A 24,397-nucleotide genomic window follows, 5' to 3' on the forward strand; every position below is an offset into this window, starting at 1 on the left:
AAGGCGAAATGTACTGGGCCATGGCCCAACTGTTCATGCAACAGGGCCCGCAAGCCCTGCCCACCTTCCCCCACCCGCCCCGCGATTGGAACAATGAAGACGTGACCTTCAACCTCGCGCGTCGCTTGGCTCCCAAAGTGCGGTGGCCAGCCGAAATAGACCTGGAGTCACGCAGCGCGCCCTGAATAAAAGCCATCACCCGAAGCAGCCTCAATACGACAGGCTGAATATTACAAGCGGCGCTCACTCCGAACTTGGAACAGCTCATCATGGTATTTAAAGCACCTTTACTCGATAAACCTGCTCCTGGCTGGCAGCACGATCTGCCGGGGCCAAACGAGTCGCCCTCCAATGAACCGTATCCTCCCGTACTATCGAATCCGCCCAATCATGTTGACCACGTGTATCTCGAACTAGCGCGCGCTACAGTGAGAATACGTGGCGTGGGCATTTGGTGTGCCGCATTCTTGTTTGCAATGATATTGTCCTTAACAATGTTCCTAATAATGGTTCACGCCAGTTCTCCAACACCTTCTTCTTTGTTATCCAAATTATTGGAGCTTATCCCGATAGGCATCGGCACATGGCTAGGGAGTTACTTCTGGCGAATGGACGTTGCCCCTCCCCGCGACGAACCCATCCGTTTCAACCGCTTGCGACGCAAAGTCTATGTCTACCGCTTTTACCGCGACGGCCTCAGACCCTTCAGCCGCACCGCCTGGGGCGTTCGGACCGAAGTCTATGACTGGGATAACCTGCGTGCCGAAGCCTGCAGCGTGTACGGCCCCATGGGGAGTGGCGGCCTCATCGAAACCGTCACCCTCGCCGTGGTGAAACCCGGAACCCATCAGGTCATTGATCGTTTTCATTTCGCCCACGAAATTCAACAAGGCGAAATGTACTGGGCCATGGCCCAACTGTTCATGCAACAAGGCCCTCAAGCCCTGCCCACCTTCCCCCGCCCACCTCGTGACTGGAACAACGAAAACGTGACCTTCAATCTCGCGCGCCGTTTAGCACCCAAGGTGCGATGGCCGACAGAAATAGACCTGGAGTCACGCACCGCGCCCTGAATGCAAACCATCAACTGAAGCAGCCTATATCCCTCCCGACCTGGAAGAGGCCAACGCCGTCTACATCCACACCGTATCGCCTCATGCCCAAGACAGCGACGACTCCAACTACAACCAATTGATCAAGACCAGCCTGTCTTGCCGCAAGGTCAGTTGGAGTCATGTTGTGGCCGACACTGAAGCTTCGCACGATTGGCGCAAACCGGCGGCAGCGGGTTAAGCGCGCCCATTGCGCCGCTGCGGGGCGATTCCTTCCAAGTGGTCTCGTTCACCCTTGAAAAAGGCCTCTCCCAGCCCTTCAAACTCGAACTGGAGCTGGACATCTCAACGAAAACGATGAAGTGCTGCGCCCCCACGTGGTTCTGCACAATCACAGCGCTACTCACCCGGCCTTGAAAGATCGCTCCTACACCTTCGCCAAACACTTCCGACAGCCCCATCCGAAAAACCCAACAGTCACGAAAAATGACGAGCCCTTTTCCAAAATAGACGTTATGTATTCAGCTGATCAGGGCAAGAAGCCCACATTTCCATTCATCTCATGAAGAACCTGGATCATGCTGAATACTTCGTTTTTCCCCTCACTGCTTACTGCGCTCGGCACAGCCCTGCGCCCCCAACAGCTCAGCCGAGAGGAAGAGCGACTGATCCGCTACTACCGTTTATTGTCAGAACAGGATCGTGAAGCTGTGCGCTGTCTGTTCTTTGCGATCAAGGAAACCAGCCGAGCCGAACAGCTGAAGCGGTAGGCGGTGACACAGGACACGATTTTGACTTTCAGGTGTTGCGAGCGATCTCGCTCAAAACCTGCAATGCTGAATCGAAAGAGCTGGCATAACCCAATTCAGCACTGCTTGGATTCACAGCGCACTACGACGTCAAATCTTCCGGCGGGCCCGCCCCCCGCTAAGACTGAAGACCAGCTCATCACCTCGACCTAGAAAGGTGCTTTGCGATCAACAGGCATTGCGCACGAGTCAACGCTGATCGCGGGGATTGATACCCTTCCCGCCCAGCTCGTACGCCGACGGATTCTCATCAAGTTGCATAAAGCCGCCAGTGAAACAAGCGCCTCGTCAGAAACGCTCTCTCAACACAACTTTTCGTAGCAGCGCACTGGCAAATGGGCGCATTGAGCAATACCCTGCCCGTACCGACCCAACGTTACGAGCTGAAACATGTCAGGGATTGCCATATTTGAAAGCCCACGTTGGCTACGAGATCTTCTCCGCTTCTTGCCGCTGAAGAGCCAATTCGTCCTGTCCGGCAACATCCGGGACCTGCAGGCCAGTGAAGTGACGCCCGGCACGGTGACCGCGCAGAGCTTCAACCAAACCCTCTGTAATGCCCTGCTCGATGCTGGCTACGCCCAGGTCATCGCTTGGGATCCCGTGTCCGGTTTTCGGGTAGTCGACAAACCCGGCTGCGCCCCTGAAGCCGGCCAGACGTTGCTTCAGGAACTTGGTCTGACTCCGGTAAATGGCGCAGCACCCGCAGGTATCGATCTGCTGGGCGCTACCCTGCCACGGCTGGTGGGTCGTGCTGGCGAACCTATCGCGCTGATCATCGATTTCGCATCACGCCTAGTGGTTCGCAACGACTCCCTCAGCGCGGCTGAACACCAGCTCTTCACCCAGGCCCTGGTGCAATCCCATCAGGCTCGCAGCCGTCCGGCCACAGAGTTGCGCAAACCGTTCTTCAACTCCGTGCTATGGCTGGTGGAAAAAGAAGGCGATTTGCCCGACTGGTTGCTGGTCGACAACCCGCGCCTGCGCCACATTCCCGTGTCCAAACCCGATCAATTGTCCCGCCGTGCATTGGCACCAGCGCTCCTCAAAGGGCTCAGTGGCAGCCAGGGTGCCAGCGAAGTAGTCATGCATCAGGCTGTGGAAGCTTTCGTCCAGAACACCGAGGGATTGCTGCTGCTCGATCTCAGCGCCATTGCGCAACTGGCGCGGGTCGAGGGTGTAGCCATGGAGCAGATTGCCGATGCGGTGCGCCGCTACAAGATCGGTGTCACCGAGGACCCGTGGCTGAAGATCGACCGTCAGCGTATCCGGCATGCCGAAGCGCTCGTCCACCAGCGCGTCAAAGGCCAGGAGCATGCAGTGACGCACATGCTCGACATCGTCAAGCGTGCGATGACAGGCGTCGGCGCCAGTCGCAAGGGCAACCGTCCACGGGGCGTAGCCTTTCTCGCGGGGCCGACCGGCGTGGGCAAGACCGAACTCGCCAAAACGATTACCAGCCTGCTGTTCGGCGACGAAAGTGCATACATCCGCTTCGACATGTCAGAGTTCAGCGCCGAACATGCCGATCAACGCCTCATCGGCGCACCGCCTGGCTACGTCGGCTATGACGTCGGCGGTGAGCTGACCAATGCTATCCGCGAGAAGCCTTTCAGCGTGGTGTTGTTCGATGAAATCGAAAAAGCCCACCCACGGATTCTCGACAAGTTCCTGCAGATCCTCGACGACGGAGTGCTGACTTCAGGCCGCGGTGATCGGGTGTACTTTTCAGAGGCCCTGATCGTGTTCACTTCCAACCTGGGAATCTATCGCCAGGGCGACAATGGCGAACGCGTTGCCAACGTCCTGCCGGGCGAAGCCTTCGAGCAAGTCCAGGACAAGGTGCACAGCGAGATCGACCGGCATTTCAAGCTCGTGCTCAACCGGCCGGAAATCCTCAATCGAATCGGCGAGAACATCATCGTCTTCGACTTCATTCGCGAAGGCGTTGCAGCGCAGATCTTCGAACAGATGGTCAACGCCACCTTCGACGATCTGCAGGGACAGAACCGGTTTATCGAATTGGCCCCCCAGGCACGCCAGACACTGCACAACCTCTGTCTGCAGGATCTGTCCAACGGTGGCAGGGGCATCCGTAACCAGTTAGAGGTACGCCTGCTCAATCCCCTGTCGCGGGCGCTGTTCGATCAGGACGCGCAACCGGGCGAGCACTTCACGATCACCGAGTTGGACATCACCGGACTGAAGATGGAACGTCGCTGAACATGGACCTTAGCCTGTCACGGATGCATTTTCCGGTCACAACCCTAGGCCCGGGGCGGCGTATTGGTATCTGGTTCCAGGGTTGCAGCATCCGCTGTCCAGGCTGCATTTCTGCCGATACCTGGGGGCCAGGGCACCGACGATTGTCGCTTGAGCAACTGATTAAACAGATAACCCCGTGGCTGCACGAGGCCGAAGGAATCACCATTTCCGGAGGGGAACCGTTCGACCAGCTCGACGCCCTGCGATCGCTGCTCGAAGGCCTGCGTCGGCTCAGCGAGCTCGACATCCTGGTCTACAGTGGCTACTCCCTGGAGCAACTCGACGAGCCGTTGCTACAGACCAAGGGCTTGATAGATGCCTTGATCAGCGATCCCTATATCGAAGCACTCAGTCAGACCGTGGCCTTGCGCGGCAGCGATAACCAACGCCTGAGCCTGCTCACGCCACTGGGCCGGGCACGCCTGGGTCAGTACGAACGCCTGCTAGAACCCACCGACAAGGCGCTCGACTTGATGTTTGACGAAAATGGCAGCGTCTGGATGGCCGGCATCCCACGACGTGACGACCTATTGCGCTTACGCGATCTGTTGCATGAACAAGGCCATCATTTACAAATCAGCGCACACGCGTCGCGACGCCGCTGAGTGGAGCAAACCTCATGATACGTTTCTGCCCCAACTGCAAAACCGAACGCACCCTCCAGGAAATGTTCTGCGAAGGGCTTATTCAGGAACGACCCTGCGGTTGGGACCTTGCTGGCGAACCCATTCATGCCGCCGGTTGGCGGCCGCAAGCCGTCGTCACTGAGGAGCCCCTCCCGCAGGTCAGCCCGACTCAGGGGAATGCCCCTGATCTGCTCTGCGAAAATGGTCACCCGATGGTCGATGGCGACCTGATGTGCCTTGAGTGTGGCAGCTCACCTGCGCAAGACTCCCGGCCAGACAGCAGCGAACCAGAGGCCCCCACCCAGACCCTGATCGATGGCTGGCGCCTGATCCGTCAGATCAGCAGCACCGACGGTGTGCGAGAACGATACCTCGCCGAGCACGAGGAAACCGCACAACAGGCGGTCCTGACCCTGTATCGACCCGGCGCCGAACCGGACCCGGCGATCTATGATGTGATCCGTCGACTGCCACGCGCGCACGTACCCGAAATCATTGCCACCGGCCGCTGGGATGACCGTGCCTATGAGGTCATTGAAGAACTCACCGGCGGGACCCTGGCAGAACTTGGCAGCGTAATTCGCGACAGCGCCAGCGTGCACCATGTGGTCAACGAACTGGGCCTCGCGCTGCATGCTTTCAACGAGGCCGGCCTGCGCCATCGTGACCTGCGCCCAGCCAGCCTGCTGGTACGTTCCCGCGAACCGCTGGACCTGGTCATCAGCGGCTTCGGCTCGGCACGCCTGTCCGAGTTCGACCTGGACATCGTGTCGCCACTGGAAACCAGCCGTTACATGGCGCCCGAAGCCATCGCGGGCGGCGTTGCGGCTGCCTCGGACTGGTGGAGCCTGGGCATGATCCTGCTTGAGCAACTGACCCAGGGCGCCTGCTTCGACGGCATCAACGCCAATGCATTTCTTATTCACGTGCTGGCCAACGGAGTACCGATCCCCGACGACCTCGACCCGCGCCTGAACCTGCTGCTGCGAGGTCTGCTGGCACGCGACCGTCATCAGCGCTGGCAATGGCAGCAGGTCGAAGGCTGGCTCAACGGTATTGCGGTCGAGGCTCCGGCCTCTTCCGTCCAGCAAACGGACGATGGTGAAGGCGCCATCCTACTGCTGGGCGATCGCCGCTTCCACAAGCCCGGCGTATTCGCCCTGGCGGCAGCCCAGGCGGATAATTGGCAACAGGCTCTGGACCATTTGCTGCGCGGTGTGATCGTGACCTGGGGCGAGCAGGTCAGTCTCGCCCCTTCTCTGGTCGCCGGCTTGCGTCAGGTCGTTCAGCACGAAGGGATTGAGGACGATTTCCGTCTAATGCTGGCGCTGAGAATCCTCAATCCGGAAATCCCGTTGATTCATCGTGGCGACATCGTCACACCAGGATGGCTACTGGAGCACCCACTGGAAGGCTATCGCCTGATCAGCGGGTCGGTCCCGGACCTGCTTGAGCAATTGCAGACCGACAACTGGCTGTCGCGTCTCAAATCCCGCGCCGAAAACGTACGCCAGCGTGCCCTGCACCAACACATCGAGTTGGTCGAAGAGCAACTGCGGATATTCCTGCTATCGACCTCGCGAGCCAAGCTGTCCACGCAATGGCAAGAGCGCCAACGCCTGTTTCCAGACACCGACCATCCGGGACTGAGCTCTCTGTCGGAGCGCCGGGTGATGGCAGAAGAAGACCTGATCGTGCTGCTCAGCGCGGCGATCAGTCAGTTCCGTTCGGGGTCCTCAATCGTAGAGGCCGCCGCCGAGCTGGCCAGGGCTGCCGATGTCGGTTGGTTCGACTCCGAAGCGGCAACCCAACTGCTGTTGCATTCGCGGCTTGAGCTGTACCGAAGTGTCGATGAGCGCATCCAAGGCTTTGCCCGTTGTGGCGTGCCGGTAGTGGACGAGTGGGCCGAGAAGTTCCGCCTGGAGCGACGTATGCCGTTGGCTCAGGCATTGGTGTTGCTGGCTATTCCGTCCAGTCATTGGCTGGAACCACAGAAACAGCAGTACGTCTCACAGATCCTCGACTTCTTCGAGAAGAAGGTGGTGACCGCAGTGATGCGCGGGCCACTGGTGCGTATGAGCATCGGCAAGACCACCGCACGGGTCGACATCAGTGAACTGAACAGCGAGCGCAGTCCGGCCGCGGCTTTGCTCGATCACCTGCTGCAACGTAATGCCCGGGCAGTGAGCCTAGACCCAGAGAGTTTTCAGCTCAACGGCCAGCTGGAATCGCGCCTGCATGCCCTGTACCGGCAAAGCGCGCTGTACAAACGCGACACCGGCATCGACGGCCTGTACCTGGGCTTCCCTTTCCTGCTCAATCGCGACCCTCGCGGCACCACGCGTACGCGGATTATCCCGCTGCTGCTATGGCCGGTGAAGCTGCTGCTGGAGCTGGGCTCTCGTGGTCACGCCGCCTTGGCGTTCGACAGTGAGCGCGAGGAAGTGCGGCTCAACCCCGCGCTGGAAAGCGTGCTCGGCGCCGAAACATGCAAACGCTGGCGCAAGACCGCCGATGAACTGCTGGGCCGCTCGTCAATTCGTGCGGCGGATGTGATGGATGCCTTCGGCATGCTCGCCACCATTCGCTCACGCGCCCTTGGCAACCTGCCCGCCAGCACCGTGGAGATCGCGCCCTACCAAGACGAGCTGGACTGCGCGGCGGTGCTGTTTCACGTGACCTTCATGGGGCAAGCCATCGGAGAAGACCTGCGCCAACTGAAAACCCTGTCCCCCGCCGGTACCGGTCTGGAAACGGCGTTGCGCCTCAAGACTGCCGACGAAACCGCGCCCGAGGCACCACCAGGCGAGCTGCAACGCTACTTCACCGTGGCCAGCGACCCCTCCCAGGAAGCGGCCGTGATCCAGGCCCGACAAAGCCCGGGACTGCTGGTCGAGGGACCGCCCGGAACCGGCAAGAGCCAGACCATCGTCAATATGGTCGCCGACGCCATCGGCCGCCAGCGCAGCTTGCTTATCGTCTGCCAGAAGCATGCGGCGCTTGAAGTGGTGTACAAACGCCTGGTCGCCGAAGGCCTTGGCCAACGCATCGTCATGCTCAATGACGTCAACCGCGACCGCGAGCCCGTCATCCGCGGTATTCGAGAACAACTGGAAAGCCTGTTCACGAACGGCAGCCAGGCGCAGGGCTGGCAGCGCCAGCGCGAACAGGTCGCGGCTCGCATCGAGGCCCTGGAGGGTGAGCTCGACCGCTTCCACCAAAGTCTGCATCGCCTGGATGAAAATACCGGCCTCAGTTATCGCAGGCTGCTCGGCGAGCTGATTGAATTGGAATCCGGCCCTGCCCCGCTCGAGTTTCCGGCCCTGCGCCAACGCCTCGCCTCCCTGGACCTCGCCAGCCTGACTCGCTTGGAAGAAAGCTGCGCTCCTCTGATTCGCCTGTGGTTGCCCGCACGCTACGAAGGCAGTCCATTGGCCCAGTTACAGTCGTTCGCCGCCGACCGGGCGACTTTGCAGGCTTTCACCGACAATCTGCACAGTTTCACCCAAGCCGAACACAACCGTCAGGCCACGCTGCAAGCACACCCTGCCAGCTTCGAAATCGACGACCCGGCACCGTACCGTAACTGGATAGCGGCCCATGTCGCTGCCCTGCTCGACCTGACGCAAGAGCAACGTCTGCGCCTTGCGCGGTGGCTACCGCTTTTCCGCAGCCAAGAAGCGGGCCAACCCCCACGAGGCGAGTCGATTCTCGGTGAACTGCAGCAACTGGATCAGCAACTCGGCCAACTGGATCAGGACCACTACGTCCCCGCCTTGTCACCGGCACTCTGCCTGCTCGAAAACAAGGCCCTCAGGCATCTGGATCAAGACTGTACCAAGGTTATGGCTGCCCGATCCTGGTTGGCGAACATCAATCCGCTGCATCTACTGCGGCGCAAGCGACTGCGCAACTTCCTTCAGGGCCAGGGGGAAAGTCGTGTTATTGAAGCACTACCGACCCTACAGGCAGCCATCCGGATTGAAAGCCAGTGGCGACCATTGCGCGCCGAGCTGACTACCCTGCACCAGGCGTTGGAACTGGAAGCTGTGAGTCGGCAAGCCTGCCTGGAATTGGTCAACTTCGTGAAGAGCGACATCCGCCACCTGCTGGAAATCCAGGCACTGGCCATCGCGTTGGCGCAATCGCCTCGCGCCCGGCAGGCCGACGAGGCCGCCCTCGCCGGCGACAAACAACATCTCAAGGCGCTGCTCAGCGATCTCGATGCTTCGCTGATGCGCCATGGCGTTCGCCAATCCAGCCTCGAGCAACTCAAGATACTCGGCGACTGGCTACGCGACGAACTGGTGCAGCAGCTGCAGCACGCCATCGAGCACAATCTGAGCAATCAACTGTCTCTTGATCGGCTGCATGAAGCGCTGCCCTTCCTGGCCGCCTACCAGGCATTCCGCGGGCGCGCCGCTCAGTTGACAGCAGCCGACCTGGAGCTGCTCGCAGTGCTGCGCCAACGCCAGGGAGAGTTGGACAACATTGCGCCCGAGCAGCTTGAAGCCGCGGTGCGGCGCCTGCTTAACCGCGAAGCTAGACTGGGTTGGAAACACCGCGTCGAGCAAACCAATCCCGAACTGCTATTCAGCCAGGACGAAGCCCGTGCCAAAGTCGCCAGCCTCGCGCAAGCCGATGCGCAGATGCGGCTGCTCAATCGCGAGCTGCTGGCCAAAGCCATCAACCTTGATCACCTGGGTAATCGCAAACAATGGGAGGATGTCACTCGCCTGACTGGCAAACGCTCACGACGCCTGCGCGAATTCATTGAACTGGGCAGTAACTTAGGCCTGATGAGCCTACGCCCGGTGTGGTTGATGAACCCGGACGTCGCCAGCCGTGTGCTGCCGCTCAAGGCAGGCCTGTTCGATACTGTCATCTACGACGAAGCCTCACAGATGCCGGTTGAGTTCGCCCTGCCGACCCTGTTCCGCGGCCAAGTCACTGTTGTCAGCGGCGATGAGAAGCAAATGCCGCCGACGGCATTCTTTTCCAGTCGCATCGAAAGCGACGAAGCCGAAGTGTTTGACGGCGACGAACCTGATGAAGACGCGGATGAGGAACAGCGCGAAGCGTTCGAAGACACTTGGAATCGTCGTGAGATCAAGGATTGCCCCGACCTGCTGCAGCTGGCGCGCAACGCCCTGCCCAGCACCACATTGCAAATCCACTACCGTTCGGCCTACCGTGAGCTGATCGGTTTTTCGAACGCGTCGTTCTATGGCAATCGCCTGAACGTTCCGGTCCGTCACCCGCAAGCGAGCATCCAGCGCGTCAAGCCGGTGGAGCTGATCCAGGTCGGCGGGCTGTATCAGAACCAGAGTAACGCCCAGGAAGCCGAACGGGTCGTCGAGTACCTGAACGAATTGTGGCACAAGCCCTACGACCAGCGCCCTTCGGTGGGTGTCGTCACCTTCAACCGCAAGCAGGCTGACCTCATCGAGGAGCACTTGGAGCAGCGTGCAGAGCAGGATGAACTGTTCCGCGCCGCCTACGCCCAGGAGCGCGAGCGCAGCGAAGACGGCGAGGACATGTCGGTGTTCGTCAAGAACGTGGAGAACGTGCAGGGGGATGAACGCGACATCATCGTCTTCTCCTCCACCTTTGGCCGCAACAGCCAAGGCACATTCCGCCGTAGCTTCGGCGTACTGGGGCAGACGGGGGGCGAACGACGCCTGAACGTGGCGGTGACCCGCGCGCGGCGCAAGGTGGTGATGATCACGTCGATGCCAATCGCCGATATCTCCGACATGCTAAACACGCACCGCGCCCCCAACAGCCCGCGAGACTATCTGCAAGGCTATCTGGAATATGCTCGCGCGCTCTCCTCGGGCGAGTTCAGCAACAGCACCAAGTTGCTGGAGCGCCTGCAGACCGACCGTAGCAGCAGCCAGCGTCGTGAGCAAGGTCAGCAAAGTGATGGTTTTGTCAGGCTGGTCGGTGAATTCATTCATTCCCTGGGATGGCAGGCGGCTCCCGCCAGTGAAGGCGACGCTTTCGGGCTCGATTTCGCCATCGAGAATCCAGGCACGGGCCTGTACGCAATAGGCATCGAGTGCGATGCGCCTTGCCATAATCTGCTGGAACGTGCCCGCGCCCGGGAAATTTGGCGCCCGTCCGTGCTGCAGCGCGCCATTCCGCACATCCATCGTGTGTCGTCGCAAGCCTGGTATCACAGCGGCGACAGCGAACGCTCACGACTGCGTGAAGCAATCGAACACGCCATGCAAGCCGAGCAGCCGCCGCAACCCAGCCCTACTTCAGTTGATACGGAAATCTGCCAATGAGTGGTCCCAAGGTCGTTCGCATTGTTACCCGCGAAGAAATCATCGCCATTTGTGAAGGTCACATGCAACGCCTGGAACGCGCCGCGGACCGCTGGCAGACACAGGCCACAAGGCTTGGCGAACTCAGTGAACAGGAGCGCTCCGCCTTCCTGGAGCGACACACTCGCCTTCGCACTCTGCTGGCAGAAGACCAATTGGCGGAACTGCAGAAGGCCGTACCAGTGGAAATCGAGCACCTGCGCCGTGACCTGGAGGACCGCGAAGAACGCGCGATAATTCGTGCCGCCGAGCGACGCCAACGCGACCGACGCGTCCAGGAAAACGCAGCAACCCTGCGTGACGCTTTGCAAGCCAAACCCGAAAGCGTCAATCAGGTCTTGCTCGAGGCCCTCTCACGATTGGCCAGCGGTGCCAGTCGGGAAGATGCCGAACGCCTGCTGGCCGAGGGTTTCGCCCACTTGAGCAAGGCAAACGAGGAGCCAACCCTGAGCGATACCCAACGCGCCCTGGCGCAGCAACTCAAGGTCGACGAACCCGAGGTTTCCCTGCGCGAATGGATTGCGGCCCGGGAACCGGATTCAACGCGCGACGTACGGCTGCTACGTATTGACCGCCACATCGTGGAGCTGCAACTGCTGCAAGGCGCTGAGCGTGCCGCGCCGTTCCTCCTGGCACTGGAAAGCGCTGAAACGGAAACCGATGCCAAGCGGCGCAACCTGCTGCTCGACAGCATGGTACTCGACCTCGCCGCGTCTACCCGAAACTTCCATCGCCAGCGCGCGTGTCTCGAACAACTGCAGGATCTGGCCAGCGAAGTCAAAACTTACACAGGCACCGAACACGCGACCTTGCTCGATCATGTTGGCGCTTGTACAACCGATACCGAGCTCTCGGTAACCACCGGACTGATCGAGCAGTGTAAAACGCTTATCGCTTCCCACTTACAGGACCAGGCCACCCTCGCCCGCCGCGAAGCCGTGCTCAGCGGCTTGGCCAGCCTCGGCTACGAAGTGCGCGAAGGCATGGCGACTGCTTGGGCAGAAACCGGCAAGGTCGTACTGCGCAAAGCCGCTACACCCGGTTATGGAGTGGAAGTGGGTGGAAAAGCCGACAATGGCCGCCTGCAAGTTCGCGCTGTAGCCCTCAGCAGCGATCGCGATAGGGCACGGGATCGCGACATTGAAACTATCTGGTGCGGCGAATTCCGGCGACTGCAGGACTTATTGAAAGACAAAGGCAGCGAGTTACTCATCGAGCGTGCGCTTTCGGTAGGCGAAGTCCCACTTAAAGAAACGAATATTTCCGAGCCGGGTGTAGAAACAATTACTGCTCAGCAAAAGACACTTCATAAATGAACCGCTAACTACAGGCGCCTTGACCTCAATCGAACTCCAGCCCTTGAGGGTGTCCCTTTTGGAAACTGAACGTCCAAGACAGGGTCCGTTTTTGGCCGAAAGCATCCTATCGAAATGAGTGCGGGTATTTCTCAGGCACAAAAAAAGCCACTCATCTGAGTGGCTTTTTTTCTATATCTTGGAGCGGGAAACGAGACTCGAACTCGCGACCCCGACCTTGGCAAGGTCGTGCTCTACCAACTGAGCTATTCCCGCTTGTTGATGCGCATTCTATAGAATCTTCGGCACCCGTCAACCCCTTGATTCAAAAAAGTTTTATTTCTTTTCAACGGTGGTGCGCAGGTGAGGCCAGGCGGCGCGCAGGTATTGCAGCATGGACCACAGGGTCAGGCCTGCGGCGACCAGCAGCAAGGCGTAGCCGGTCAGGACCCAGAACGAGAAGTCCGATGGGTTGGCCAGCAGGATGACCAGCGCGAGCATTTGCGCGGCGGTTTTCCATTTGCCCATGTTCGACACGGCGACATGGGCGCGGGCGCCGATTTCGGCCATCCATTCGCGCAGGGCCGAGACGACGATTTCGCGGCCGATGATGACGGCGGCCGGCAGGGTCAGCCACAGGTTGCCGTGCTCCTGCACCAACAACACCAGGGCCACGGCGACCATGAGTTTGTCGGCCACAGGGTCGAGGAACGCGCCGAAGGGCGTGCTCTGTTCCAGGCGGCGGGCCAGGTAGCCGTCGAGCCAGTCGGTGGCGGCGGCAAAGGCGAATACCGAACTGGACGCGACGTAGCTCCATTCATAGGGCAAATAGAACAACAAAATGAAGATCGGGATAAGCAGGACGCGTAGAACGGTGATCAGATTAGGGATATTCATCGGCACAACTGGCTACGAGGTGAGAAGGCATTCTATTCGCTGTGCAGACTGGCATAAATCAATTCAGCGAGCTTTTTACTGATACCGGGTGCTTTGGCTATTTCGTCAATGCTGGCACGGGAGAGCTCCTGCAAGCCACCAAAATGTTTAAGCAAGTCGCGACGCCGCGTCGGGCCAACCCCTGCAACGCCTTCCAGGGTTGAGGTTCGGCGGGTTTTGCCGCGACGCGCACGGTGGCCGGTAATGGCGAAGCGGTGGGCTTCGTCGCGGATCTGTTGAATCAGGTGCAGTGCCGGGGAATCGCCCTTCAAGGTGAACTCATGGGCGGCATCATTCAAGTACAACGTCTCGAAACCGGCCTTGCGCGTGGCGCCCTTGGCCACGCCAAGCAGGATCAGGTCGGGCACGGCCAGCTCGTTGAGGACGTCGCGGGCCATGGATAACTGGCCCTTGCCACCGTCCACCAGGAGGATATCGGGCAACTTGCCCTCCCCGTCCTTCAACTTGCTGAAGCGCCGCGTGAGCGCCTGGTGCATGGCGGCGTAGTCATCGCCGGCGGTGACGCCTTCGATGTTGTAGCGCCGGTAGTCGGCCTTGATCGGGCCTTCAGGGCCGAACACCACGCAAGAGGCCACGGTGGCCTCACCGCTGGAGTGGCTGATGTCGTAACACTCCAGGCGCTGCGGTGGCTCGTCCAGGTTGAGCACCTCGGCCAGGGAATCGAAGCGCGCGGCAACGTGCTGTCGATTGGCCAGGCGCGCGCCCAGGGCCTGCTCGGCGTTGGTCACGGCCAGCTGCTGCCAGCGAGCCCGGGTGCCGCGAACGCGATGGCTGATGTCCAGCTCGCGTCCGCGCAGTTCGTGGATCGCCTCGATCAGGGTCGGGAAATCCTCGTGGACCACGTTGACGATAAGCTCCGACGGCAGGTCGCGCTCGGGGCTGCTCACATAGTACTGACCGAGGAACGCCGCCATGACCTCGGAGACGTCTTCGTCGATGCCGGTCTGCGGGAAAAAATTCTTGCTGCCCAGCACTCGCCCGCCGCGCACGCTGATCAGGTGCACGCAGGCGCCTCCCGGATTGACGAACGCCGCAATCACGTCGACCTCGCCGGTGCCGCCTTCCATGCTTTGCTGGTCCTGGACGCGGCGCAGCAAGGAGATCTGATCGCGCAGTTCGGCAGCTTTCTCGAAATCCAGGGTACTGGCGGCGATCTCCATGGCCGCGGACAGCTCATCGGTGAGCGCGTTACTGCGCCCCTCGAGGAACATCACCGAGTGACGCACATCCTCGGCGTATTCGGCAGGTTCAACCAGCCCCACGCAGGGCGCCTTGCAGCGCTTGATCTGGTATTGCAGGCACGGCCGTGTGCGGTTTTTGTAGAAGCTGTCTTCGCATTGGCGCACAAAGAACGTTTTCTGCAGCAGGCTCAGGCTCTCACGAATGGCACCTGCGCTCGGGTAAGGCCCGAAATACTTGCCCTTCTGCTTCTTCGCGCCACGGTGAATGCTCAGCCGTGGGAAAGCGCCGTCCGACAAGAACACGTAGGGATAGGATTTATCGTCGCGCAGCAGAATGTTATACGGAGGCCGCCATTCCTTGATCAACGTCTGCTCAAGCAGCAGCGCTTCGGTTTCATTGGCGGTGATGGTGGTTTCGACCTGGGCGATGCGCGCGACCAGGGCGGCGGTTTTGGGCGCCAGACCGGTCTTGCGAAAGTAACTCGCCAGACGGTTTTTCAGGTTCTTGGCCTTGCCTACGTAGAGCAGGCGCGCCTCGCTGTCGAACATGCGGTACACGCCGGGGCGGCCACTGCAGGTCGAGAGGAAGGCACTTGGATCAAACGGTGTGGTCATGTCAGGCGCTGGCGTCCACCATGCCGTGACGCACTGCGAGCAGGGTCAATTCAACATCACTGCTGATGGCGAGTTTCTCGAAGATGCGATAGCGGTAGGTGTTCACGGTCTTGGGCGACAGGCACAGTTTGTCGGAAATCGACTGCACCTTCTGGCAACCGACGATCATCAAGGCGATCTGGATTTCCCGCTCCGACAGCGCGTCGAACGGTGAATCGCTGGTGGGCTGGAAAGACTTGATCGCCAACTGCTGGGCAATCTGCGGGCTGATGTAGCGCTGCCCGGCAAATACCAGGCGAATGGCCTGCACCATCTCCGCCAGGCCGGCACCTTTGGTGAGGTAACCGGCCGCCCCCGCCTGCAGGAGACGTGTAGGGAAAGGGTCTTCCTCGCACACGGTTACCACCACAACCTTGATATCAGGATGGCTGCGCAATAATTTAGTCGTGGCGCCAAGACCGCCGATACCCGGCATCTTGACGTCCATCAGCACCACATCGGGTTTCAATTCCCGGGCCTTGATCAGAGACTCCTCTCCCGACTCGGCCTGGCCGACTACTTGCAGGCCATCGATGTCAGCCAGCATTCGTGTAATGCCTGTACGAACGAGATCATGGTCATCGACTACTAGCACCCTAATCAAGCAGACACCTCGCGATATGGTCTTTATAGGTTGCTGACCACCTTAGCAAAAAACCGGGTCGCAGACCTAGCCGCTGGCATCATATATATGGAGTTTGACCGCTTGGCGCGCGGCCATCGGCGGGTGGAGGGCCGGATTTGCTGGGCAAAAGGTCAGGAATCCTGCGGGTGCGGCTTGATTTTTCCATTCCTGGAAAGGGAATGCTCGGCCAGGGTCGAGGTCAGGCGGCGGATTGCATCCTGGTCTTCCTTGAACATCGCCCGGTAATCAACCAGGACTTTCTCTTCAAGCTGGCTCAGGTTTTCCAGTTGAATCGGCGTGGCAGCCCCGGTCAACACGTACAGGATATCCACGCCTCTCTCGGCCACACGGGACAAATAGTCGGCCTTGGGCGCACGTCCACCACTTTCATATTTGCCTTGTGCGTTGGCTTCAACGCCTCCGATTTCACCAAAAACTTTTTGCGACAGGCCAAGTCGCTCTCTTTCCTGCCTTAAACGCGAACCGATTCCACTCATTTGGATGTATGATCCTATTTGGCACACCCCAAGAGGTGACACACTCATCTCTTCGTTGAACGAACTTGAACGGTTTTGAACTATGCCCGGAATCCGCACTGCTGCACAAGCCAAGGCCTGGCTGGAACATCAGGGAAAATCCGTTCAGGCGTTCGCCCGTGAACACGGCGTCGATCCCGCAACCACCTATCAAGTGCTCGCTGGGCGCAAAAAGGGACGGCGTGGGGAGGCCCATAAGGTAGCGGTCCTTTTGGGCATGAAAGAGGGGATCATCCTTGCTGAGGCTGACGGCCAGAACAACGATCAGGAAGTCGGCTCCTGACCCAGTATGCGCTTATCAGGATCCGACGCAGGCTTTTAGCTTGAGGGACAGACGCGCTCCATTCGCCAGAAGCTGTCTTCTTCACCGACAACGCGCAATCCCATGCGCACATAAAGCTGTTTGGCCGGATTGTTCTTGAATACGGTCAGACGCAACAGCCCCAGCGTGCGGGCCTTCAACGCCATTTGTTGCAGCACCCAGCTACCGGCGCCGAGCCCACGGTACTGCTCAAGCATATGCAGCTCGCGGATATAGAGCGCATTGCTGTCACGGCTCAGGCTGATGAACCCCAGCACACTGTCGTCCTGGCAGATCATCCAGTTTTCCCGACCGGCCCAGGCCGTATCGAAGCCATCGTTGGACCACAGCAACTGGTTTTGCAGGTAATAGCGGTTCATTGCCTGGTGGGTCAGGTTCCGTGCAAAGGGCAGGTCCTGGTCCGTTGCAGCGCGCAGGTGGAAGGTCATTTACAAGACCACCACTTGTCCAACCCAGCGCTCGTCATCGCGACAGGCGATCGCCAGCGCTTCGCCGCCGCCGGGCACCGCTGCAAGCAACCGGCCATCGGTGGCCCAGATCGCACTGCGTCCGGCACAGGTCCAGCCACCCGAGGGGCCACCATGGTTAGCCATCAACACCAACAGACGGTGTTCCACTGCATAGCCTTGGAGAAGCGCGCTGTCCGTCGCGTAGCCGCTCTCGCTGATCAACACGCCTGCGGCGTATATATTGGCGCCCGCCAGCACCGCCTGGTGCGGATGACTAGCGTGGGAAAAGTCAGCGCAAACGGCCAGTGCGATACGATCATCCCCCCATTCCAGCGCAGCGCCGCCCTGCCCCGCAACAAACGCGACTTCCTCGCCCGTATGCAGATGCTGCTTGGTGTAGACCGCCAGGGAGCCATCAGCTCCCAGCACCAAAGCGCCAATCAGCACACCCGCCTCTGGCGCCAGGCGGATCGGCATTCCCACCACGGCCGTCAACCGCAGCTCCCGCGCCATCTCGCGCAATGGCGCGAGCAGTGGCGCTTCAGGCGCGATCGCCAAGTCGCCTGCAAGCGCAGGCTCATAGCCGGTCAATGACAGCTCTGGAAACACCAGCAGTTGCACACCCCGTGCGGCTGCAGCCTGCATGAACACCAGGTGTCGCGCGATATTGGCGTCTACATCGCCGGCGATTGAAACGGTTTGCGCGGCAGCGAGGGTCAAGGCAGTCATGGTCGGACTCCGGCAATCAGTGTGGGACGTCGTCATCATATCGACACTCACCCCATAGCCGTAAGTCCCGCTGCGCGATAGAAATTACTGATTGAATCCACCCGCGAAGCTCTAGTAAGCTGCCCAACATCATTTGGAGACTTACCATGTTGCCACTCACCCATACTCAGGTTTGCCCTGCCGCCAGCGCCTTGCGCTCGGTGTCGGCTACCCGTGTGAACGGTTCGAGCGCACTGGTCAGCTTTTATTTTGGGTATTGGTTTAGCCACTGGCGCGCCTGATACCTGAAATCGGCGCCCACTACTCAAGGGGTCGCCTGCCAGAGAAATCTAACCCCCGGTCGGCTCCCCGACCGGGGGTTTTGTTTTTCCAGGCCCGGATAATTTGCTCAATCAAACACACTTGAAGGAATCACGACATGAACTACGCCACCTATTACCGCTACGACACTTGTGCTGCATGGCGATTTAGCCAGCTCCGTTCGGGACAGCCTGCCGCCTCCGACCGGTCACCTCTTGGTGGCAAGCCAACACACGTAGCCGATACGGCCAATTGTCGAACACCCCAGTAGGCCAAGCGTGCGGGAATTGCCCGCCGCTTGCCCAGGAAACCTTGAATATGAACGCCTCCGTCGCCGCTTTACCCGTCTCTACGCTGACCAGCGCCAATGAAGCCCTGACCCAGCGCCTGCCCAGCGCCCATGAGCTCAAGCATCAACTGCCCCTCAGTCCGTTCCTCAATGAACAGGTGCACGCCCATCGCCAAGCCGTGCGCGCCATCCTCAATGGCCAGGACTCACGCTTGCTGGTGATTGTCGGCCCGTGCTCGATACACGACCCGCAGTCGGCCATGGAATACGCGCGCAACCTCAAGAAGCTGGCGCTTGAAGTCAGCGACCAGATGCTGCTGGTCATCCGCGCCTACGTCGAAAAACCCCGCACCACCATTGGCTGGAAAGGCCTGGCTTACGACCCGCACCTCGATGGCAGCGATGACATGGCCGCAGGCCTGGCCCTGTCCCGGGAACTGATGCGCGAGATGCTGCGCCTGGGCTTGCCGGTCGCCACCGAGCTGTTGCAACCCATGGCCGCCGGCTACTTCGACGACCTGCTCAGTTGGGTGGCAATTGGCGCGCGCACCACTGAATCGCAGATCCACCGCGAAATGGCCAGCGGCCTGGGCATGCCCGTAGGCTTCAAAAACGGGACCGACGGCGGCGTTGCGATTGCCTGCGACGCGATGCGCTCGGCCTCGCACCCGCACCGCCACTTCGGCGTCGACAGCCTGGGGCACCCGGCCATCATCCAGACGCCGGGCAACCCCGACACCCACCTGGTGCTGCGCGGCGGTCACCGCGGGCCGAATTACGATGCGCAGAGCGTCTCCCAGGTGAAACACGACCTGGCCAAGTCCAGGGTCGCTGCGCGCATCATGGTCGATTGCAGTCATGCCAACAGCGGCAAGGACCCGCTGCGCCAGCCGGCGGTGTTCAACGAGGTGCTGGAGCAGCGCTTGCAGGGCGACACGTCGTTGATCGGCATGATGCTCGAAAGCCACCTGTTCGAAGGCTGCCAGCCGCTGGGCCCGTCGATGAAATACGGCGTGTCGGTGACTGATGGTTGCCTGGGCTGGGCGGGCACAGAGCAGTTGCTGCGCAGCGCCGCCAAGCGCCTTCGCGACTAGGCTCCGACGGCCGGCTGACGGGATAATGCCCTTAACCACGGCAAAACCCGCAAGCCGGCCAGGGTGTGGGGCGGGTCGATGAGCTCCATGAAATGTTCGAGATTGACGTTATCCGGTACGCCCGGCAGGCGTACCGATACGGTCGGCATGGCGTCGGCGGGTACGTCCAGGTCCAGGTTGTCGTAGACCAGCACATGGCGCGCCTGCGGGTTGGGCCCGCTTGCATGGGCCACCAGGACCGCATTGATGATCAGCACATCGAAGGGTTCGGCCGGAATGGCGGTAAGGATCTGGACTTCTTCAAAGGTCTGCACCGGCACAATTCGGTGATACCCCAACTGGTTGAGCATTTTCTCGATGTACAACCGTTGCAAGTGCAAGTCATCGGCTATGAGGATGGTCAGTGCTTTGTTCGGCATGGCAAACCCCTGGGCAGGCAGCGCTCGTCAGTGAGCGTCGCCCATTTTCCAGACAAATCCCGAACACAAAATCAGGCTTATTCCCCCTTCGTGTAGGACTTCTCCCAAAAGCTCCCAATGGCCGTTAATCGGGATCAAGGCTGATTGCAATAAAGGCTCAGCCCACCATGCAAAGCGAGGATAGCTTCCCCGACAGCCTCGGTCGTCGCTGCCAGCGCGTTGCGGTCCTGCCTTTCACAAGCGGCCTCCAGCGCTTCACAGCGCGCGATCAGAACCTGTGCCTTGACCATTCGTGCCCCTCCCTTGGCGCGATGTGCGAGGTCGTGCAACCTGGCGAAGTCAGCCCTGCGCTGCAGCGGCGACAACAGCGCCCGGTCCGCCTCCAGGCTGTCGAGCAAGGGTATCAGCAGCTCGGTGAGCGCGTGGTGGTCCTCCCCCGTCAACGTGATCAGGGTACTCAAATCAAACGCCGCTGCTTCAGGGCTGGGGGCGTAAGTGGAGCGTGACGCCAGCGCAGCGCGCAAATCGTCAATGCCGGTGGGTTTGAACAGGCAACCATCCATCCCGGCCTGCCGGCAGCGCTCGGCTTCCTCGGGCTGAGCATTGGCGGTGAACCCCAGGAGCAGGCACGGCGCCAGCCCTGATTCACGCTCCAGCAAGCGGATGTCCCGCGCCAACTGATAGCCATTCTTGAACGGCATATTGCAATCGGTAATGACGCCATCGAACTGCCCGGCGCGCCAGTGCTCAAGTCCTTGAATGCCATCCTCGGCCGTGGTGATGCGATGACCGAGGAAACTCAACTGTCGAGCCAGCAGCAAACGGTTGGCCGGGTAGTCGTCCACCACCAGGATACTCAAGGCATGAGGCGGCGTGACGGGAGCGCTCGCCGCCGTCCCTTCCTGCGGCACTGCGGCGGTCATGACCAGGGCCAGTGTCACATCCAGCCGGGTGCCCTGCCCTAGCACACTGCTCAAGTGCAACTGCCCGCCCATCATTTCGCACAGGTTGCGGCTGATCACCAGCCCCAGGCCGGAGCCGCTACGCGCCGATTGCTCACCATTGCTGCCCTGGATAAAGGGGCTGAACAGGCGCAACTGGTCCTGGGCACTGATGCCGATCCCGGTGTCCTGCACCCACAATTGCAGTTTCAGGTGCTCCCCATCGAACGTCGCATGGGCACCGAGCGTTACCTGCCCGTTGTGGGTGAACTTGATGGCATTGCTCAGCAGGTTCGACACCACTTGCTTGAAACGCAGGGGGTCAACCAGCACCATGCGATCAATCGATGGATCGAGTTCAACCTGCAGCGCCAATCCCTTGGCCCGCGCCAAACCTTCGAACACGCGTGCCACCGACGTCAGTAATTCATGCAGATTGGCCGGTTCCAGGACCAACGACAGATGACCGGATTCGATCCGCGCGATATCCAGAATATCGCCGATCAACTCCAGCATGCCGCGCGAAGCCTCCGACGCCACCTCCAGGGCATCCCGGTCCGCCAAGCCCTGTTCGGCGCTCTTCAGGGCCAGCTCGATCATGCCGATCACGGCATTCATTGGCGTGCGGATTTCGTGGCTCATGGTCGCCAGAAAGGTCGTCTTCGCCCGGTTGGCGGCGTCGGCATCGTCCTTGGCTTCCTGCAACTGACCCAACAATTGTTGGCGCTCGCTGACATCGACCCACCCGGCAATCATGCCCACCACTTTCTCGTCACCGTCGCGATACGGCAACATCCATTGGTAGATGGTCAGGGCCTCGCCACTGGGCAACTTGAGTATGCGGTCATGAATCTGTGGCTCGCCGTCGGCCATCAAGCGCAGGTAATCCTGATGGAACGACTGAGCCTGCGGCAGGTTGCCGGCGTCGGTTTCAACCACTGTTTTACCAATCACGTCTTCAAGCTTGTAGCCAAATACATCCAGATAAGCGTTATTGCAGGCCATCAAGCGCCCTTGGCGGTCACGCACATAAATCGGGTGGGGGGTGCCGTCGATCAATACGCTCATAAAGCGCATCTGGTCGCTCAGGGCGCGTTCGGCCTGGACGCGCTTGCGAATCAGACTGCGCAGATAGATGGCCCAGCTCAGCGTGACGATCAATAACAGCGCGGCCAGCCCGAACCCCTGAATGATCACGTTGCGGTGACGCAGCCAGTAACTGTCTTCGATAATCACCTCACTGCGCCACTGGGCAATCATCTCATCCATTTCCTGCGGGGTGATGCTCAGCAGCGCCTTGTCGAGAATCGAATACAGCTCCAACTGACTGCGGTTGACCCCGAACGTGATACGCGCCGGCTCCGAGCCGACCGTGCTGGTGATGCGTAACCGATTGCGGTAATACCGGGCGATCATATAGCGCGCGCTGATCAGCGAATTGACCGCCGCCTCCGCTTCGCCTCTGGCCACCATCGCCATCGCTTGCTCCGCGCTGTCCACATCGATAAACACGACGCCCGGAAAGTCCCGCGAGATGGTATCGCGCAACCCGTTGCCGTTGATCATCGCCAGGCGTTTACCCACCATATCTTCCATTGTCACAGGGCTGTGTTCATCCCCTCGGGTTACCAGCACCAGGGCATTGGTCAGGTAGGGCCGGGTAAACCGCACCTTTTCCGCACGCTCGACGCTGGGGGTCACGACCGCCAGCATATCCGCCGCGCCCGTGCTGACCTGTTCGATCTGGCCCGGTATCGAGTTGCCCGGCACCACGTCGAACTTCAGGCCGGTGCGCAGGCTGATACGTGACAGCACCTCGGCGCTCAGCCCCTCGAACTGTCCCTGATCATCGACGACGGACAGCGGCAGGAGTTTGTCGAGCACCGCCACCTTGACCCGCGGATGCTTGAGGAGCCAGCGCTGTTCACTGGCGCTCAGGTGCAACCGGCCAGCACCGACAATACCGAGGTTGCCGCCACTCCAACGGCGTAATATTTCCATCTGCTCACCGGCGGGAATCGCCTCCAGCGCCGCATTGATGATCGGCGGCAGCCGCGTATTCTGCCGGCTGAACGCAAAACCGAATGGATTGGCTTCGAGGGTGGAAAAATCCGCCATGCGCACAATATTGAGCTGGTTGCGGTTGATCAGGTAATTGGTGCTGATGGCATCGCCCAGGTACACATCGGCGCGACCAAACGCCACTGCGCCGATCGCCTCGAAGGCCGAAGAAAACAATTCCACGCGGGCATGGGGATAGAACGCCCGTACCACCTCGGGCTGCAGATAGTGATAAAGCATCGCCACGCGCTTGCCCGCCAGGTCATCGCTCAGCGCCTGGCTATCGTTGGTACGGGTCACCAGAGTGGGTTGGTCATTGGCGTAGGAGCGCGACAGGATCAGTTGCGGGTCGGCCGCCTCATAGCCATTGGCCGAACCCAGGAAGTCCACGTCGCCTCGCTTGAGGGCTTCGATCACTTCATCGCGGGTTTCGTAGCACCGAACCTCAATGGGGATATTCAGGGCCTGGCTGATCAGCGCTGCAAAATCGGCGGTAATCCCCTCGAGTTCTTCACGGTTATTGGTCAGGTCGAAGGGGGCGTAATCGGGCGCGGACACGCCCATCAGCAACCTGCGCCGTTCGCGCAGCCAGCGCCAGTCGGGCTCTTGCAGCGTGACGATGGGAGGGTCGATACGAGAGTGGCCCAATAGCCGCAGAACATTGGGCTCATCAAGGGCCATCGCGACCATGGGCAACAGGCTCAACCAGAGAAACGTGGCGAACCGCTTGAACGCGATGGCGACCATTTCAAATCAGATCAGATGATTGCGCTGGGCAAATTTGGACAGGTGCACCACTGAGGACATCCGTAACTTCTCCTTGAGACGCGTCTTGTAAGTGCTGATGGTCTTGTGGCTCAACAACATGTCTTCAGCAATTTCCTTGTTGCCCAGCCCCAGGGCCAGCTTCTGCAGGACAGTCAACTCACGGTCCGACAGGCACTCGATCATCTGCCGCTCGGTTTCCTGCAGGTCGTCACGGCGGACCGAGCTGGTGGGCAGGCTCGGGAAACAGCTGTAGCCCGACTGGATCGCTCGGATAGCCTTTTGCAGCTCATCCAGCTCGCCGGTCTTGGCCACGAACCCCATGGCCCCGGCGCGCATGCAACGGGTGGAAAAAAACACGGCCAGGTAGGAGGTCAGCACCAGGATCCTGCACGGCAGGCCCAGGGCCTTGACCCGACTGATCACCTCCAACCCTCCCAGCTTGGGCATCGCCAGGTCAAGGATGATCAGCTCGGGACGTTGCTCCCGCGCCAATTGCATTGCATCTGCACCGTCACCCGCCTGATAGATCTCATCGAATCCTTCCTCCTTCAGCAGATATTTGACCGTCGCACGTATAAAAGGATGGTCATCCACGATTAATGCTTTGCTCATACACACCCCTAGGCGATCGAAGTACCCTTACATATCAAATGGGACCTAGGTACCTGTGAGATATGACAGTTCCGACAAACG

General features: G+C 60.1%; 17 protein-coding genes, 1 tRNA gene and 1 pseudogene. 9 read left to right on the forward strand and 10 right to left on the reverse strand.

All coding sequences use genetic code 11. From position 1 onward, the window contains the following. The 7 genes and pseudogenes from BFQ00_RS04420 to BFQ00_RS04455 form a co-directional block, all read left to right on the forward strand. Positions 1-185 (forward strand): annotated as a pseudogene (locus tag BFQ00_RS04420) (hypothetical protein); the annotation flags it as partial. Between the two features lie 321 nt (positions 186-506). Beyond that, positions 507-1,073: a DUF6708 domain-containing protein gene (locus BFQ00_RS04425; protein ID WP_371914182.1), complete on the forward strand. Its 567-nt coding sequence runs from the start codon at positions 507-509 to the stop codon at positions 1,071-1,073. Between the two features lie 557 nt (positions 1,074-1,630). Further along, on the forward strand, positions 1,631-1,822 hold the full coding sequence (locus BFQ00_RS04435) for a hypothetical protein (RefSeq protein WP_065932725.1): 192 nt from the start codon (positions 1,631-1,633) through the stop codon (positions 1,820-1,822). Positions 1,823-2,251: 429 nt separating this feature from the next. After that, on the forward strand, positions 2,252-4,084 hold the full coding sequence (locus tag BFQ00_RS04440; RefSeq protein ID WP_065932726.1) for an AAA family ATPase: 1,833 nt from the start codon (positions 2,252-2,254) through the stop codon (positions 4,082-4,084). Positions 4,085-4,086: 2 nt separating this feature from the next. Continuing rightward, positions 4,087-4,731, forward strand: coding sequence for a 4Fe-4S single cluster domain-containing protein (locus BFQ00_RS04445; RefSeq protein ID WP_065888259.1), 645 nt, complete (start codon positions 4,087-4,089; stop codon positions 4,729-4,731). Between the two features lie 14 nt (positions 4,732-4,745). Then, positions 4,746-11,045 (forward strand): AAA domain-containing protein, encoded by a 6,300-nt coding sequence (locus BFQ00_RS04450; RefSeq protein WP_065932727.1) that lies wholly within the window; start codon positions 4,746-4,748, stop codon positions 11,043-11,045. Further along, positions 11,042-12,400: a hypothetical protein gene (locus tag BFQ00_RS04455; RefSeq protein ID WP_242527111.1), complete on the forward strand. Its 1,359-nt coding sequence runs from the start codon at positions 11,042-11,044 to the stop codon at positions 12,398-12,400. The genes BFQ00_RS04450 and BFQ00_RS04455 overlap by 4 nt, the downstream gene beginning before the upstream one ends. Before the next feature lie 179 nt (positions 12,401-12,579). Here the strand turns inward: BFQ00_RS04455 and BFQ00_RS04460 are convergent. The 5 genes from BFQ00_RS04460 to BFQ00_RS04480 form a co-directional block, all read right to left on the reverse strand. Continuing rightward, positions 12,580-12,655: transfer RNA gene (locus tag BFQ00_RS04460), tRNA-Gly, on the reverse strand. A gap of 60 nt (positions 12,656-12,715) precedes the next feature. Continuing rightward, a complete protein-coding gene (gene pgsA, locus BFQ00_RS04465; RefSeq protein WP_003190391.1) occupies positions 12,716-13,276 on the reverse strand; it encodes a CDP-diacylglycerol--glycerol-3-phosphate 3-phosphatidyltransferase in 561 nt (186 codons plus the stop codon). 32 nt (positions 13,277-13,308) lie between these two features. Then, entirely contained in the window at positions 13,309-15,132 is a 1,824-nt protein-coding gene (uvrC, locus tag BFQ00_RS04470) for an excinuclease ABC subunit UvrC (protein ID WP_065932728.1), read from the reverse strand. A 1-nt stretch (position 15,133) separates the two neighbouring features. After that, positions 15,134-15,775 (reverse strand): response regulator transcription factor GacA, encoded by a 642-nt coding sequence (gene uvrY / locus BFQ00_RS04475; protein ID WP_017530522.1) that lies wholly within the window; start codon positions 15,773-15,775, stop codon positions 15,134-15,136. Positions 15,776-15,927: 152 nt separating this feature from the next. After that, a complete protein-coding gene (locus tag BFQ00_RS04480; RefSeq protein ID WP_065932729.1) occupies positions 15,928-16,293 on the reverse strand; it encodes a helix-turn-helix domain-containing protein in 366 nt (121 codons plus the stop codon). An 82-nt stretch (positions 16,294-16,375) separates the two neighbouring features. On the opposite strand from BFQ00_RS04480, the gene BFQ00_RS04485 reads away from it, so the two are divergent. Further along, the gene (locus tag BFQ00_RS04485) at positions 16,376-16,615 is read left to right on the forward strand and encodes a DNA-binding protein (protein ID WP_017530520.1); all 240 of its coding nucleotides are present in this window, start codon (positions 16,376-16,378) and stop codon (positions 16,613-16,615) included. A 35-nt stretch (positions 16,616-16,650) separates the two neighbouring features. On the opposite strand, the gene BFQ00_RS04490 is transcribed toward BFQ00_RS04485, so the two are convergent. Together BFQ00_RS04490 and BFQ00_RS04495 are read right to left on the reverse strand one after the other, a co-directional pair. Next, positions 16,651-17,082 (reverse strand): GNAT family N-acetyltransferase, encoded by a 432-nt coding sequence (locus tag BFQ00_RS04490; RefSeq protein WP_065932730.1) that lies wholly within the window; start codon positions 17,080-17,082, stop codon positions 16,651-16,653. Beyond that, a complete protein-coding gene (locus BFQ00_RS04495; protein WP_065932731.1) occupies positions 17,083-17,832 on the reverse strand; it encodes a carbon-nitrogen hydrolase family protein in 750 nt (249 codons plus the stop codon). A gap of 618 nt (positions 17,833-18,450) precedes the next feature. On the opposite strand from BFQ00_RS04495, the gene BFQ00_RS04500 reads away from it, so the two are divergent. Continuing rightward, complete coding sequence (locus BFQ00_RS04500; protein ID WP_065932732.1) at positions 18,451-19,515, forward strand: 3-deoxy-7-phosphoheptulonate synthase; 1,065 nt, start codon at positions 18,451-18,453, stop codon at positions 19,513-19,515. On the opposite strand, the gene BFQ00_RS04505 is transcribed toward BFQ00_RS04500, so the two are convergent. The 3 genes from BFQ00_RS04505 to BFQ00_RS04515 form a co-directional block, all read right to left on the reverse strand. Further along, positions 19,512-19,934 (reverse strand): chemotaxis protein CheY, encoded by a 423-nt coding sequence (locus BFQ00_RS04505; RefSeq protein WP_065932733.1) that lies wholly within the window; start codon positions 19,932-19,934, stop codon positions 19,512-19,514. The genes BFQ00_RS04500 and BFQ00_RS04505 overlap by 4 nt on opposite strands. Before the next feature lie 134 nt (positions 19,935-20,068). After that, the gene (locus BFQ00_RS04510; RefSeq protein WP_065932734.1) at positions 20,069-23,683 is read right to left on the reverse strand and encodes a transporter substrate-binding domain-containing protein; all 3,615 of its coding nucleotides are present in this window, start codon (positions 23,681-23,683) and stop codon (positions 20,069-20,071) included. A gap of 6 nt (positions 23,684-23,689) precedes the next feature. Beyond that, positions 23,690-24,316 (reverse strand): response regulator transcription factor, encoded by a 627-nt coding sequence (locus tag BFQ00_RS04515; protein WP_057725622.1) that lies wholly within the window; start codon positions 24,314-24,316, stop codon positions 23,690-23,692. Positions 24,317-24,397 lie beyond the last annotated feature (81 nt).

The organism is Pseudomonas sp. 28 E 9 (assembly GCF_900004785.1).
GTDB lineage: Bacteria > Pseudomonadota > Gammaproteobacteria > Pseudomonadales > Pseudomonadaceae > Aquipseudomonas > Aquipseudomonas orientalis_A.